Raw genomic sequence first — 13,001 nt, 5'->3', positions numbered from 1 at the left:
TATGTTAAAAAACAAGCCTTCCTATAAAAAGTTCGGAACAAAATTTTCTATGGGCTTGTCCTAAAAATCAAGTTTTTAGCAACCACAACTTGAATATATATAGATGAAAATCCATCTGTATATAGACTAGATTGTGGTTTCAAATCCTTTTTAGAACTACGCAACTACGCCCTGAATTTTTCGTTCCCAACTTCTTAATTTTGGACAGACTTGTTTAATCAATTACAAACCGCTCAAGTATTTTAATGCATCGTCAAATGTTTGAACAGGTACAATTTTCATATCTGTATTTATATCTTCAGCAGCTTTTTTAGCTGCTTCATAATTTGAGAGTATAGTCGGATCTGCTTTACGCATGTCAGCTTTTATTTTATCATCTGGAGCAAAAAATATTTCGGCACCCGCATCATCAGCTGCTATAACTTTTTGTTCAATTCCTCCGATTCTTCCTACTTCACCTGCTTCAGATATTGTTCCTGTACCTGCAATCTCCTTACCATTCGTGATGTCCTCTTTTACAAGTTGATTATAGATTTCCAGACTGAACATAAACCCTGCTGAAGGTCCTCCAATTTCATCTGTTTTTAACTCAACAGATGGTGTGGTTTCAATTTCACGATCGTCAACCAACCCAATCCCTAACCCAATCTTATCAAGTTTAGGATATTTCGCTAAGGCTATTTTCGCTGTATGTTCTTTTTGATCTCTTTTATAAGTGATGTTAACTTCTTCACCTTCTTTTTTCTCACTTACATATTTGATAAATTCCTCTGATGATTGGAACTGGTTTTCATCGATAGCAGTAATCCTATCCCCCGCTTTTAATACTTTACTAGCAGGCATTTCTTTATAAACATTTAAAACGTAGACTCCTTTATAATCAAAAGAAACAGGTTTATTAGCCTTTTCAAAAGCCACCTGAATGGCATTGTGCTTTGAGTTTTTCATCAAATATAATTGCCTTACATTATATTCTTCATCTGATTCATGTGGACTTCTAATTTCCTCAACTGGATAAATATATTCATATTCTCTTAAAGCTGCTATCGCATAGGTAAAAATATTTGCTCTTCCCATCCTTACGGTTGTCAGCATTAGTTCGCCTTCATCCTCAAATCCACCTTCTACCTCTACGATTGGGTCTAACACATGTGCACTTCCAGGTTTCGTAACATAATAAGGTAGATAATAAAAGGAAGCTGCTACGATGATGATGGTAAATACTACGATTGTTCTAATCCAATTTCTTTGTGACAAAAGATTAAGACCCCTTCCAGTTTTCCATTTTCTTTTTTATAGATGGAATGATTTTTAATGCTTCTTCTTCCCCAATTCTAATCATGGCTTCAATATTCTTAAAAGCACGTGTACTATACATTTCTACATGTGGTCGAATCATAAAGTCAGACTTAATCTCCCTGTTCTCTACAATTTCAAGTTGAAGAAGATCAATGCTTTGCATGATAACATCATAAATATTATTGATTTCAACATTCTTCTTCACATGTGAAACATCCACACCAATAACGATATCTGCTCCCATTTCTTTTACAACCGATACAGGAACACGGTCACTTACGCCTCCATCAACAAGCAGGCGCCCATTTACTTTTTCAGGAACAAAAATACCTGGGATCGCAATACTTGCTCTTACTGCCTCAGCTATAGGACCACTAGTAAAGATAACTTTTTCCCCTGTTTTCAAGTCTGTTGCCACGATAGAAATGGGGATTTTCAATTCTTCAATCTTTTTATTATGGGTAAATAACCTAATAAATTCCTTTATTCGTTTGCCCGCAATAAACCCCATCTTTGGTACAGTAAAATCCAGATAATATTTTCGCTTAAATGCTGCTGATAGCTTATATAAATGATTGATATCATGGCCAACACCGTAAAAAGAAGCTACAAGTGCTCCCATGCTACTCCCTGCCATCATATCGACCGGTATGCCTTCATCGTGAAATGCCTTTAATACACCTAAATGGGCAAAACCTCTTGCCCCCCCTGAGCCAAGAGCCAATCCAACCTTAGGTCCACTCATATATTGCACTCCCTCTTTTGGTCATTTCAAAACGTTATAAAGTGCCCTAGTGTTGAAGAGTGTTTATAAGTGTCAAGTGCAAGCAACCTATCCGCTTTAGCTTAAAAATCAATTACTGGAGCTGAACATGTGCTTCCATAATTCTTTTTTCAGTTCATTTCATCTTATGGTCTATTTATATTATCTATGAGTATATTGATTAATATGAGGACAAGTACCATCTTTTTATTTTATCACTTCTACAAGGTTTTCCAAGGAAAAAGGCACGGCTCCCAAGGAGGAAATGTCATTGAATGCTTCAAAAATAAAAACATTACTCTTAAGTTTAAGTGTATCAACTTTCGCTCTTTCTCTGATTATCTTTCCAGAAGAATCATTTGAAGCTTCTATTAGGGGCTTAAATATGTGGTGGGAAATCGTATTTCCTTCGTTGCTCCCATTCTTCATAATCTCAGAAATGCTAATCGGTATAGGAGTGGTAAGGTTTATTGGAGTCTTGCTAGAGCCTTTAATGAGGCCGATTTTTAGAGTACCTGGAGTCGGCGGCTTTGTGTGGGCAATGGGCATGGCTTCTGGTTTCCCAGCTGGAGCAAAGTTATCAGCAAGATTACGCCAAGAGAAACAATTAACTCGAATTGAGGCTGAAAGACTTGTATCTTTCACCAATTCCTCCAATCCTCTCTTTATTTTTGGTGCAGTATCTGTTGGATTCTTTAAAAACCCTCATCTAGGCGTGATTTTAGCCCTTGCACATTATTTAGGAAATATTTGTGTTGGTATTATTATGCGTTTTTATGGAAGAAAAGAAGAAAAACAAGAAAGAACTTACAGTATGGATAGAAGCTTCAGTATTAAAACAGCATTATCAGTCCTACATCAAACAAGATTAAAAGATAAGAGACCATTGGGAAAATTACTTGGAGATGCTGTTAGCTCCTCTATACAAACATTATTAATGATCGGAGGATTTATTATTCTATTCTCCGTATTAAACAAAATCTTATTTCACCTTCATATCACACCTCTCATAGCTAGTGGCCTAACGACAATCTTTATCGTATTTGGGTTATCAGAAAGTTTAACTATGCCTTTTATTTCAGGATTATTTGAAATTACACTTGGAAGCCAAATGACAAGTGGAATTGATGGAACTCTGCTTATTCATCAGGCTCTGATTACAAGCTTTATACTTGGATTTAATGGATTTAGTGTGCAAGCACAGGCAGCGAGCATAATGGCTCAGACAGATATACGTTTTAAACCTTTTTTTTACGCTAGAATTCTTCATGGAATGATTGCAGCAACTATTTCTGTTTTACTATGGAAGCCTGTTTATGAAAGGTTTTACCACAATCAACCTTCAAATGCTGTACCAGTATTTAATATACATCAGTGGGAATTTTGGGGATCAGCGATTTATTGGCTGAAAGCTTTCGGTCCGATCCTAACGATTATTTCCTTAGGAGTTTATTGCCTTTTATTGTGGAGAAAGATTGTTGATCAAAATCGACTTAATTAGAGAACTATTCGAATATTTTTTTAAATATAGGCTGTTTTCGTAAATATTGTTGTTATTTGAAAAAGGGTTGGTTTCCGCTCCAACCAACGTTCTTACAAAAATTTATCTTCATAAAAAACAACAATTTTTTAGAACAGCTTAAATATAAAAAGACTATTATGGCTTTTGTCACTTTAAAGACAATCCTATAATAGTCTTTCTAATTTTACTTACTTCATAAAGTATGGAAATTATCACTTAAATTTATCTTTAAGAGCATCTTCCACAGCTTTTGGTACTAATTCAGAAATATCACCATCGTATTTTGCCACTTCTTTTACAATACTAGAGCTCAGGAATGAATATTGATTGTTTGTCATGATAAAAAAAGTTTCAATCTCTTCATTCAAGACTCTGTTCATGGATGTAATTTGCATTTCATATTCAAAGTCGGAAACAGCTCGCAATCCTCGTATAATAGCATCTGCCCCCACATTTTTAGCATAGTCCACTAATAACCCTTGAAAGGAATCGACCACAACATTCGGAATATCTTTTGTCACTTCTTGGATTAGTTGTATTCTCTCCTCAACTGAGAATAATGGATTTTTGGATGAATTATTTAATACTACTATGTATAGATTGTCGAATACTTTAGCCCCACGGGAAATAATATCTAGATGACCGTATGTAATCGGATCAAAGCTCCCTGGACATACTGCAATACTCGCCATTTTTTCTTACCCCCTAATTAACTATAACGCATGAAAGATTGAGATTCTGATCATTCCGTATGTTTCCTTCTTCAATAACTTTAAACTTCCCACCTCATTAGGTAATGACACATCTGAGCTATGTTCACACATTACGAAACCGTTTTCATTCAGCAATTGTTGATCATCAATCAATTCTAATATATCAACTAGTTTTTGTTTTTGATAAGGGGGGTCAAGCAAGATTAAGTCAAATTGCAATTCCCTTTTAACAATCGCCTTTAAAGCTCTGAAGCTTTCATTACGATAAACTTCACTTTTATCTGATAAATCACATTGATCTAAATTACTTTTGATTGTAGCGATAGCTTTTGCATCTTTATCTACAAAGATAACTTTATCCAATCCTCTACTCAATGCTTCAATGCCCAGCCCCCCGCTACCTGCAAACAGGTCAAGACCTAGACCTCCTTGAAAATAAGGACCAACCATATTAAAGATAGCTTCTTTTACTTTATCTGTTGTCGGTCTCGTACCGGTACCCGGTACAGACTTCAATGCTTTTCCTTTACGGTTACCTGATATAATTCTCATTTTTTTCACCACTAAACTTAAGTTTTCCCTCATTATCCTACCATAATTCAACATCATTATCTATCATACAATAATCTTGTCAATTATTCTGAAGAAAATGTATAAATTATCGACAGTAGGTGATAATGAAACTAACAACATCGCATCTGATGTTGTTGCCAACCGCGGAGAAGACTTACGTTTCCCCATAAGTTCTTCCTCCGGTTTCTCCTCTCCCTTTACCTTCTATCCTGTTAAAAGGATATAGAAGGACCCTGCAGTTAAGATCTGCAGGGTTTTTTTTGTTTTTATTAGCTTTATACCAAATCGCCATCTAGATCTACCAGCAATGGATTGTCACTACAATGATCCTCTATCCACCATAACCATTCCTCTTGGCTAAGTAAACCTGAATACATTACATAGCTTTCGATATCAAGTAAAGTAGATGATTCAAGCATTTCTTTTTCATATAGAGAAATGACTCCATGAATGTATAATGTAGACAATATAGCAGTTACAATAAAATAATCAAAGTCTGGTATATCAGTGGATTTATTGTTTGGGGATATGAGGTAACCGGCCAGAAGGCAAATGATAAGAAGAACAAATACAATAATCAAGAAGAACACTCCTTTAGCGTATTTATAATTCTACTTCTAATGAAGGAACATCCCTTTACTTATGAACTTCAGTCTGAAATAATTATGAATTGACAACAAGAAGAACTTAATGCATTTTTAAGTTGGAAAGGAAGAATGAAAGTGATTCAACGTTTTATCGAACTCGGTGAGGGATTTGCAGATATTTACGAATTAATTGAACTGACCCGTGCTAATCAGCATCGATTATCACATCTAATCGCATTCCATACTGAAATAAAAGGGCGACAAGTCACTTCGATTGCACTAGTATTGACTCCATCAGGTGACGGAAAATTCCAGCCTATCTACATTAGTCGTGAAGGGATTCCACACCCAGAACACCAGCCAAGCCAGAGATATGCCCTCTTTCAAAATGTGGCAGATGAACTAGGAAAGACTATTATTCAAATGGATGTTAAACCGTCTATCCTATTCCCGGAGATAGACCTGTACTATCAACACCTAATCGCCATCTTAAGACTGAACCATTATATCGCGCCGCTTCAGTAGAGAGCGAATGATCCAATAAGCACATTAAAAATGGGCATAGTAGTATGTATCATTATATGCCCATTTTGTAATCGTATTCCTTTGCCTTATCCGGTTTAGAATTTTCAAATTGTGTGTTAAGAAACGGTTTATAAGAAGGAGCAACCTTTTTAACATAGGAATAGGTTGAAAGTTTCTCCATCACAAACTCTGTATCACTTTGATTACAATAAAGAAGCACATATTTGGATTTTCTTGAAACATAAAGGACATTTCCAAAACGCCTTAATGATTTGGCATGCTTTAAACTATATAGCCAAACAACAATTCCTTGTCTTTCTGTAAACATATTTTTTCCCCTTATAGCATTCTTTTTAAATAGTCTAGCACAATTAAGAACACTCAAGCAATAGACATATGAGAGGATGACTCTTTTGGATATTTTAAATATTTGGAATGAATTTGAAAAAGAAATAAACCAACATGCTTACATAAAAAGCTTTCAATGGGAAAAGAAAGCTGGAATTCCATTTATTTACGTGACAAGTTATGAAACTAAACAAAAAATTGAAGAAACAATCCGAAAGGCTTCATCAAGAGTCATGAGGGGCAAAAGATTACATTCTGAAACCATATATGTTCGTGAAAGCCAAGACATGTATGTATACCGTCATCGCTTTTATGTTCCTCAAGAAAAAATGTTCTGCTGTGGAAACCTATGTGTCGATTGTATTAGGCTAAGGTCTTAGAAAAGCGGAAGCTCCATGAACAGATTTGACAAGCATAAGTCGAGTCACCTAGAAATGGTGGGTTTTCCCTTTCAAGGTGGCTTGTCTTATGTCTCGAAAGCCTAAGCACTGGAGCTAGACACACGAAAAGCGGAAGCGTCTCGAACAGCTTACCCCTTACATAAGGCGAGTCATTATGGAACGGCCGCCTTTCCTTTTAAATTCGAGTTGACTTAAGCTTCAAACAGGTCCTTGAACGGCAAACCAAACTTTTTCCTAGTATATTAGTGAGATTATCAATCAAACCATAAAAAATAAGAGGGTTTCCCCCCTCTTACGCTGAACAACCACAACCACCGCCACTTCCGCAACCTCCACCACAAGCTGAACTTGAAGAGAAAAAAGGATTTCCAGTAGGGACTTTAATTTGCTGTGAAACAGCTCTGCCTACAAGCAAGCTAACATGATCTAATAGATCCTGTAACTCATTTTCAGCATGACGGAAATTTGCTACATGTTCATCCATATCCATATCACGTTTAAGTGTACGTATCTCCATCATCACTCGTTTATAGTCTGGATGATAACGGCCAAACCTTTGAACCTCTTCATAAAGTTCCTTCATTTTAGTGAATTTGCGTATCTTAGCTTGTGTTTCTTTATTATTGTTTAATTTATATAAACAGTAGCGATAGTGTTCTGCTACATCTGACTCCAGAATCTGTCCGGCTAACTGTTCCGCTGCATCAAGTATTTCCAATCTTTCCATTGTAGCAAGCAAAACGCTCACCTCCATAAAATCATTTTAACAGAATTTATGAAGGTAAGCGAATCGAACATTTATGAAATTGTCACATAGAATTGTTTTGACATTCCTAATGGTTCATTATTCAGCTTTACGATTTCAACCTTTAGATGATGAACCCCTTTTGGAATACCTTTCATAATAAAAGCTGCTGTATTATATTCGCTAAATCTTTTTCCATCTAAACTAACAACAATTTTACCTTTCTTGGCCGAATTATTGTTTGTAAATGTTATATCCGGTACAATACATTCCACATAGACTTGATTTCCTTGAACGACATGACGAACTGTCATATCAGTTTTCTTCTTAGCAACAGATGATGCCGTTTCGATGGCAGGTGTTTCTTGAATTGTTTCTGGTTCAGGTAAATCATCTCTGCATCCAGCTAATAGAAAAAGTACAACAATGATGCACAGTTTTTTCATATATACCACTCCTTACCTGTTATCCTTTGCATAATGGTTGAATATTAACCAAGAAAATCAAGGAGTGGCCGAAATATTATCCTTCAGAATCATTCATTGCTTGAAACATATGCATCATCATGGAAGCCATTTGAACACCGTTAGAAAATTTCTCAACTCGATGAGGAATCGTTCTTCGAAAATGATTCATAGATGCTATCTCAAATTCTTGTAATAAATGTGGATTTCTCGATAAGGTTCGATACCATGTAGGTTGTTCTCTTATAAAATTTTTCAAATCAACCTTTGAATAAATATAATCAGTTACCTCTTTTCTCATAAACGGTTTCACTTCCTTTTCTCATGAGAATCAAAGGATTAATCCTTAAAAAAAGAGAATGGATGGTTTGGCTTTGTTTCCGTTGACGACTTTATGGCTGATTTTGAATCTCCACCGCCTGATTGAAATTGTGTTAGCACACCTTGGACTGCTCCTAAAGCTTGACTAATACTATTTATATGCTGTTGCATTTGTTCAGCATCCATATTTTTTATTACTCCTGTAATTTGTTCTACCCAATTCTTATCCCCTGAATTTTTCTCCTTATCCCCTTTGGTTTCAGCGTTTTTTCCTTCAATGTATTCATTCCACCTTGGGTCATCTTCACCTAGCAGGTACCATTCTTCAAAAAGGTCTTGCCAAGTAATCGATCCATTTCTTACATCCTTGATCATTTTCGGATGATTTTTGGCAAAATGTTTGAACTCTTGGACTTTTGGATGTAGTTTATTAGCCATTATGTCACCTCCAAATACCGGACATATACCTATAATAATCTATGATTCAAAATCCAAAATGGTGCTAATCATGATAAGATGAAGAAAGAGTAAAAACATGAAAAGGATGACCGAAAATGAAAGAAGAACTATATAAGCTTTTAGATGAATGCATCTCGACAGGAAATGAAGAAGAATTGCAAGTGGTAAAACAGATATTGGAAGGTGTAAAGCGAAAAAGAGAAAACCTAAACGGTTCCTACATTGGTGGAGTCTTAGGAATGGAAAGAACATTAAGTGAAAATCATTGCGATGTAAGTATCCCGATTACTCCATTTACCTATAATTCATTTGAAATCGTACATGGTGGCGTAACAGCTACCTTAGTTGATTCAGCTATGGGTACATTAGCGAATATCATTTTGCCTGAGGGATACGGTGCCGTAACGACTAATTTAACCATGCACTATCTTGCACCTGGTACTGGAGGTAATCTAACTGCGAGGGCTTCAGTTGTTCATAAAGGTTCAAAAACATTAGTTATGGATGGGAAGGTCGTACGGGATGACGGAAAAGTAATTGCTCATAGCACAGGCTCTTTTTTTATCTTTAAAAAATAATCAATCTTTATAAAGAGTGGTCATAATTCTCAATATAGATTAGTAAATACCTTATAGAAAAGAGAGGCGTAAGTACTTACCCTCTCCTTATTCATCCATTTTTTTTATATAATTTTGAGTATAATATTTGTGATAAACACCTATTCCAATATGAGTAAATTCATCGTCTAACATTGTTTCTCGATGCGCTTCTGAATTCAACCATCCATGAACGGCAGCAGGTCCATCTGTATATTTGGCCGCTATATTTTCGCCTGCCTTTTGAAATAGTATATTTCCTGACTCAAGTCGATCTGAAAGCGATCCAAAGGTCGGTGAATCATGGGAAAAATAATTCTCATTAAACATATCTTTACTGTGGCCATTTGCTACTAAAGAAGTGTCTTTATCCCATTCAAGTGTTGAGAGTTTAAAATTTTTTCTAATCATATTTGTAATGTCAAAAATTTGTTGTGCACTTCCATTATCTATCTCTTCCCATTCTTCATCACTAATTTCTTTTTCTTCTATAAGCTGTCCTCTATATACCATTTCATAGGGGCGTTGCTTAACAAGGGTTTCTTCATTAAAATACCGAATACTCATCAATTTCCCAGAATATTTATCAAGGTATAATTGTGCATAGATATCACCGAATTGTGCTAGAAGTCTAGTGTTAAGATCTTCTTCTGAAAGCTCAAATTGATATGTTCCGTTATCATTATTTACTACAATCTCAGAATCTACGATGGTAAATCGATAAATCTCATCAATACTTTGTCCTAATGTAAAGGGTGCCACATTTACATCCTCTCCTATTGCAAAAACGGTTACAACTTTACTATTATCTACTCCAATTTGAAAGTACTCTTTTGGCGATGGTTTATAGATCCACCAGTCATAGCCATACGAAGAAGGATCAATACGAACGGGTTCCCCGATCTCCGCTATCACTTCTTCTATACTTTTCCCAATGAATACTGAAAGACCCTCATTAGGTCTCTCGCCATCGTGTCCTTCTATTGCTTCACTTAATTTATTCTCTTTATCTAATTGTGGAGTGTTTTTATCAGGACCTTCTAACATTGAATTTTCATCTTTTTGAAGGCTTGTATAAATTCCAAATATAATAAGGAAAATAAGAACAATAAGCGTTCTAATTATTATTTTCAGGAGTTATCCTCCTTTCCTATTTCTATCATGATATGTAGGTAAGAATAGTTTTATTATATCATTTCTACTCTATTCATTAATAGCTAGATGTCTGAATATCTTGATAATAAAACGAAAGTACCCAAGTTGTTCAAATTAAGAAACGCTCTCCCCCAACCAGCTATCTCTCCAACAGGCATTTTAAGATCAAGAAAAGAGGAACCTTAATTTTTTATAGCGTTAGGCATTCCAAACAAAAAAGGAGTACCCTAAAGGGTCCCCCAACCTTGAACTACTTTATACTTTCACAAAGTGTATGCAAAAAAAGCCTTTAAACATAGGGTTGAATACCTAACAAGGTTTATTTTTATAAATAGGATCTGAAATATCCTGTAATGCTTCTTCCGCTTCATGTGCATATTCATGTCTAATGGCAAAATCACCAAGAGAAACTACTCCAAGTAAAGTTTGATCCCCTTCCACAACAGGTATTCTTCTGATTTGGTATCTTGCCATTAATTGAAGGGCATCATCTGTTGTTTCCTCAGGACCAATGGTGATTAAATCATTACTCATGATATCCTCTACCTTTGAAGAATTTGGGTGCTTCTCAGCAACACATCTGAGAACGATATCTCTATCGGTTATCATCCCGACGATCCTTTCCCCATTAACAATTGGGATTACGCCGACATTGTTTTCTTTCATTTTTACCGCTACTTCAAAAACATTGTCTAATAGTGTACAACACTCAACATCTTTTGTCATCATTTCTTTCACCTTCATCTTAATCCTCCTCACTCAAAATAACTTAAAGCAATATTTCTATTTTCTTTCGAGAACGGGCAAACTATTCTTAAATATAAGTCAATGTTCACATTTCGTCACATCATTCCGTTGCAAGATGAATGATTTTACACTATTATTAAAAATGAAGAACTTTGCATTTTGTACTATCTTTTAATAAAAGATATGAATGCCTTAACATATAGGAGGGAAAAAGATTATGCGTTTTGAAGCTACTGGCATTGAAAATTTGAAAGCGGATTTAAACCGCTTAGATGAAGTTATGCTATCTCATGGACTGGTTCGTGAAGGTCAATGGGACTACGAACGAGTAACCTACGATCGCAAATTTGAAATTAAAGAGGGTACATATTATTTACGTATTCAGGGATACACTGCTGGAGGAGACATTGGTAAGCATGACGCGGTCATTCAGTTAATGACTCCTTTATTGGGAAAACATTATTATCCACATGGAGTAGAATATGGTGAAGGAGAACACTTTCCAAATCATCTTGTAAACAGTTGTGATAAGCTCCTTGCTGATGTAAAAAAAGAAGTAGAAGTGTTTGCTGATTAATAGTGAAAGCTGACTCAAATGGAGTCAGCTTTTTTGTATGTTTTTACTTACATGCTCCTGTTTTTACTGTTCAACATTAAGACTCTTTACTATAATAGTATTAATGATGTTCTAGAGGAGAAAGGGGCACAACATTGACCAAGGTTCTAAACAAAAAAATGGTAATCATTGCGATTACCATCCTATTACTATTTTTATTGATTTACTTTATTCTGCCTGTCTCAATTCCTTTAATAGCAGCAATCATAACTGCTATAATATTAGAGCCTGCAGTAAGAATGTTAATAAACAAATTTCGATTGAAACGAAAGATGTCGGTATTAATCGTTTTTCTTTCCTTTCTTGTTGCAATAGGAGTATTGTCTTATTTTGTGACAACTAAAGTCGTTGGGGAAGCAGTAAAGCTCATTGAAGATGCTCCTACATACATTAATCAAATTAGTGATATTTGGGTGAATTATGAAAAAGACCTCGAGCACGCTGCTAGAGATTTACCAGGGGAGGTTGTATCAGAGATCAGCAATGGAGTTCAAGACTTCTTAACTAGCTTTAAGGAGAGCCTTAAGGAGTATTTGAATATAGAAAGAATAAGCGCATTTCTCACCTATATTCCTAACTACCTTGTTAGCTTCTTAGTCTATCTAATTGCACTCTTTTTGTTTATGATGGATCTTCCTCGTGTTAAGAAGATGATCTACAGTTCCCTGACTGAAAAAACCGCAGAAAAAGTCAATTTTATGACTTCAAGATTATCCTACGTCATATTCGGTTTCTTCAAAGCGCAGTTTTTAGTCAGTGTCTTAATTTTTATTGTATCTTTTATTGGATTACTTCTCATTTCCCCAGAAGTTGCCATTGTCATGTCGCTGATTATCTGGGTCATTGATTTCATTCCAATTATCGGTTCAATCGTTATCCTAGGTCCCTGGGCTTTGTTCCATTTACTTGCGGGTAACTTAACAATCGGGACCCAACTTGCAGTCCTTGCTGCCATCTTGCTAATTATTAGGAGAACGGTAGAACCTAAAGTAATGGGAACACATATCGGACTTTCCCCATTGGCAACATTAATTGCCATGTACTTAGGTCTTAAACTCTTAGGTATTCTAGGTTTTATCGTAGGACCCCTTCTGTTAATTATCTTTAATTCAGCAAAAGAAGCAGGTATTATAAAATGGAACCTTAAAATATAAACTCAGGTGGGAC

At 35.5% G+C, this 13,001-nt stretch carries 19 protein-coding genes; 6 read left to right on the top strand and 13 right to left on the bottom strand.

The window, feature by feature from the left end; all coding sequences use genetic code 11:
- Window positions 1–222 precede the first annotated feature (222 nt).
- Window positions 223–1,257 carry a SepM family pheromone-processing serine protease gene (locus JOC86_RS15960; RefSeq protein WP_205173902.1) on the bottom strand — a complete coding sequence of 345 codons (1,035 nt, stop codon included), beginning with the start codon at window positions 1,255–1,257 and terminating at the stop codon, window positions 223–225.
- A gap of 4 nt (window positions 1,258–1,261) precedes the next feature.
- Complete coding sequence (locus JOC86_RS15955) at window positions 1,262–2,044, bottom strand: patatin-like phospholipase family protein (RefSeq protein ID WP_205173901.1); 783 nt, start codon at window positions 2,042–2,044, stop codon at window positions 1,262–1,264.
- A gap of 289 nt (window positions 2,045–2,333) precedes the next feature.
- Between JOC86_RS15955 and ylbJ the strand changes: the two genes are divergently transcribed.
- Window positions 2,334–3,563 (top strand): sporulation integral membrane protein YlbJ, encoded by a 1,230-nt coding sequence (gene ylbJ / locus JOC86_RS15950; RefSeq protein WP_205173900.1) that lies wholly within the window; start codon window positions 2,334–2,336, stop codon window positions 3,561–3,563.
- A gap of 233 nt (window positions 3,564–3,796) precedes the next feature.
- Here the strand turns inward: ylbJ and coaD are convergent, their stop codons facing one another.
- The 4 genes from coaD to JOC86_RS15935 form a co-directional block, all read right to left on the bottom strand.
- On the bottom strand, window positions 3,797–4,276 hold the full coding sequence (coaD, locus tag JOC86_RS15945) for a pantetheine-phosphate adenylyltransferase (protein WP_205173899.1): 480 nt from the start codon (window positions 4,274–4,276) through the stop codon (window positions 3,797–3,799).
- Between the two features lie 21 nt (window positions 4,277–4,297).
- On the bottom strand, window positions 4,298–4,849 hold the full coding sequence (gene rsmD / locus JOC86_RS15940; protein ID WP_205173898.1) for a 16S rRNA (guanine(966)-N(2))-methyltransferase RsmD: 552 nt from the start codon (window positions 4,847–4,849) through the stop codon (window positions 4,298–4,300).
- Window positions 4,850–4,912: 63 nt separating this feature from the next.
- Window positions 4,913–5,038, bottom strand: coding sequence for a hypothetical protein (locus JOC86_RS25040; RefSeq protein ID WP_275583412.1), 126 nt, complete (start codon window positions 5,036–5,038; stop codon window positions 4,913–4,915).
- Window positions 5,039–5,145: 107 nt separating this feature from the next.
- Window positions 5,146–5,337 (bottom strand): hypothetical protein, encoded by a 192-nt coding sequence (locus tag JOC86_RS15935; RefSeq protein ID WP_205173897.1) that lies wholly within the window; start codon window positions 5,335–5,337, stop codon window positions 5,146–5,148.
- A 255-nt stretch (window positions 5,338–5,592) separates the two neighbouring features.
- On the opposite strand from JOC86_RS15935, the gene JOC86_RS15930 reads away from it, so the two are divergent.
- A complete protein-coding gene (locus tag JOC86_RS15930) occupies window positions 5,593–5,982 on the top strand; it encodes a DUF7147 family protein (RefSeq protein WP_205173896.1) in 390 nt (129 codons plus the stop codon).
- A 52-nt stretch (window positions 5,983–6,034) separates the two neighbouring features.
- On the opposite strand, the gene JOC86_RS15925 is transcribed toward JOC86_RS15930, so the two are convergent.
- Complete coding sequence (locus JOC86_RS15925; protein WP_205173895.1) at window positions 6,035–6,310, bottom strand: YlbG family protein; 276 nt, start codon at window positions 6,308–6,310, stop codon at window positions 6,035–6,037.
- A gap of 85 nt (window positions 6,311–6,395) precedes the next feature.
- Between JOC86_RS15925 and JOC86_RS15920 the strand changes: the two genes are divergently transcribed.
- Window positions 6,396–6,710, top strand: coding sequence for a hypothetical protein (locus tag JOC86_RS15920; protein WP_205174280.1), 315 nt, complete (start codon window positions 6,396–6,398; stop codon window positions 6,708–6,710).
- A gap of 313 nt (window positions 6,711–7,023) precedes the next feature.
- Here the strand turns inward: JOC86_RS15920 and JOC86_RS15915 are convergent, their stop codons facing one another.
- The 4 genes from JOC86_RS15915 to JOC86_RS15900 form a co-directional block, all read right to left on the bottom strand.
- Window positions 7,024–7,470, bottom strand: a complete 447-nt coding sequence (locus JOC86_RS15915) for a YlbF/YmcA family competence regulator (protein ID WP_205173894.1) — start codon at window positions 7,468–7,470, stop codon at window positions 7,024–7,026.
- Between the two features lie 59 nt (window positions 7,471–7,529).
- Entirely contained in the window at window positions 7,530–7,922 is a 393-nt protein-coding gene (locus JOC86_RS15910; protein WP_205173893.1) for a hypothetical protein, read from the bottom strand.
- Window positions 7,923–7,998: 76 nt separating this feature from the next.
- Window positions 7,999–8,241: a YlbE-like family protein gene (locus JOC86_RS15905; protein ID WP_205173892.1), complete on the bottom strand. Its 243-nt coding sequence runs from the start codon at window positions 8,239–8,241 to the stop codon at window positions 7,999–8,001.
- 38 nt (window positions 8,242–8,279) lie between these two features.
- A complete protein-coding gene (locus JOC86_RS15900) occupies window positions 8,280–8,699 on the bottom strand; it encodes a YlbD family protein (protein WP_239587641.1) in 420 nt (139 codons plus the stop codon).
- A gap of 116 nt (window positions 8,700–8,815) precedes the next feature.
- On the opposite strand from JOC86_RS15900, the gene JOC86_RS15895 reads away from it, so the two are divergent.
- Complete coding sequence (locus tag JOC86_RS15895; RefSeq protein ID WP_205173891.1) at window positions 8,816–9,298, top strand: PaaI family thioesterase; 483 nt, start codon at window positions 8,816–8,818, stop codon at window positions 9,296–9,298.
- A gap of 87 nt (window positions 9,299–9,385) precedes the next feature.
- Here the strand turns inward: JOC86_RS15895 and JOC86_RS15890 are convergent, their stop codons facing one another.
- Together JOC86_RS15890 and JOC86_RS15885 are read right to left on the bottom strand one after the other, a co-directional pair.
- On the bottom strand, window positions 9,386–10,450 hold the full coding sequence (locus tag JOC86_RS15890; protein ID WP_205174255.1) for a CAP domain-containing protein: 1,065 nt from the start codon (window positions 10,448–10,450) through the stop codon (window positions 9,386–9,388).
- Window positions 10,451–10,780: 330 nt separating this feature from the next.
- On the bottom strand, window positions 10,781–11,215 hold the full coding sequence (locus tag JOC86_RS15885) for a CBS domain-containing protein (protein ID WP_205173890.1): 435 nt from the start codon (window positions 11,213–11,215) through the stop codon (window positions 10,781–10,783).
- A 220-nt stretch (window positions 11,216–11,435) separates the two neighbouring features.
- On the opposite strand from JOC86_RS15885, the gene JOC86_RS15880 reads away from it, so the two are divergent.
- Window positions 11,436–11,795, top strand: a complete 360-nt coding sequence (locus JOC86_RS15880; RefSeq protein WP_205173889.1) for a YugN family protein — start codon at window positions 11,436–11,438, stop codon at window positions 11,793–11,795.
- A 134-nt stretch (window positions 11,796–11,929) separates the two neighbouring features.
- A complete protein-coding gene (ytvI, locus tag JOC86_RS15875; RefSeq protein WP_239587640.1) occupies window positions 11,930–12,988 on the top strand; it encodes a sporulation integral membrane protein YtvI in 1,059 nt (352 codons plus the stop codon).
- Window positions 12,989–13,001 lie beyond the last annotated feature (13 nt).

The sequence above is a fragment of the Rossellomorea pakistanensis genome, from assembly GCF_016908495.1.
Taxonomy (GTDB): domain Bacteria; phylum Bacillota; class Bacilli; order Bacillales; family Bacillaceae_B; genus Rossellomorea; species Rossellomorea pakistanensis.
The sequence above is the reverse complement of the archived record's forward strand: the minus strand, read 5'-3'. Positions and strand labels throughout refer to the sequence as shown.

Coding starts and splice junctions, on each gene's coding strand:
- JOC86_RS15955 (WP_205173901.1), bottom strand. CDS start 2,044: ATGAGTGGACCTAAGGTTGGATTGGCTCTTGGCTCAGGGGGGGCAAGA.
- coaD (WP_205173899.1), bottom strand. CDS start 4,276: ATGGCGAGTATTGCAGTATGTCCAGGGAGCTTTGATCCGATTACATAC.
- rsmD (WP_205173898.1), bottom strand. CDS start 4,849: ATGAGAATTATATCAGGTAACCGTAAAGGAAAAGCATTGAAGTCTGTA.
- JOC86_RS25040 (WP_275583412.1), bottom strand. CDS start 5,038: ATGGGGAAACGTAAGTCTTCTCCGCGGTTGGCAACAACATCAGATGCG.
- JOC86_RS15925 (WP_205173895.1), bottom strand. CDS start 6,310: ATGTTTACAGAAAGACAAGGAATTGTTGTTTGGCTATATAGTTTAAAG.
- JOC86_RS15910 (WP_205173893.1), bottom strand. CDS start 7,922: ATGAAAAAACTGTGCATCATTGTTGTACTTTTTCTATTAGCTGGATGC.
- JOC86_RS15905 (WP_205173892.1), bottom strand. CDS start 8,241: ATGAGAAAAGAGGTAACTGATTATATTTATTCAAAGGTTGATTTGAAA.
- JOC86_RS15900 (WP_239587641.1), bottom strand. CDS start 8,699: ATGGCTAATAAACTACATCCAAAAGTCCAAGAGTTCAAACATTTTGCC.
- JOC86_RS15895 (WP_205173891.1), top strand. CDS start 8,816: ATGAAAGAAGAACTATATAAGCTTTTAGATGAATGCATCTCGACAGGA.
- JOC86_RS15885 (WP_205173890.1), bottom strand. CDS start 11,215: ATGAAGGTGAAAGAAATGATGACAAAAGATGTTGAGTGTTGTACACTA.
- JOC86_RS15880 (WP_205173889.1), top strand. CDS start 11,436: ATGCGTTTTGAAGCTACTGGCATTGAAAATTTGAAAGCGGATTTAAAC.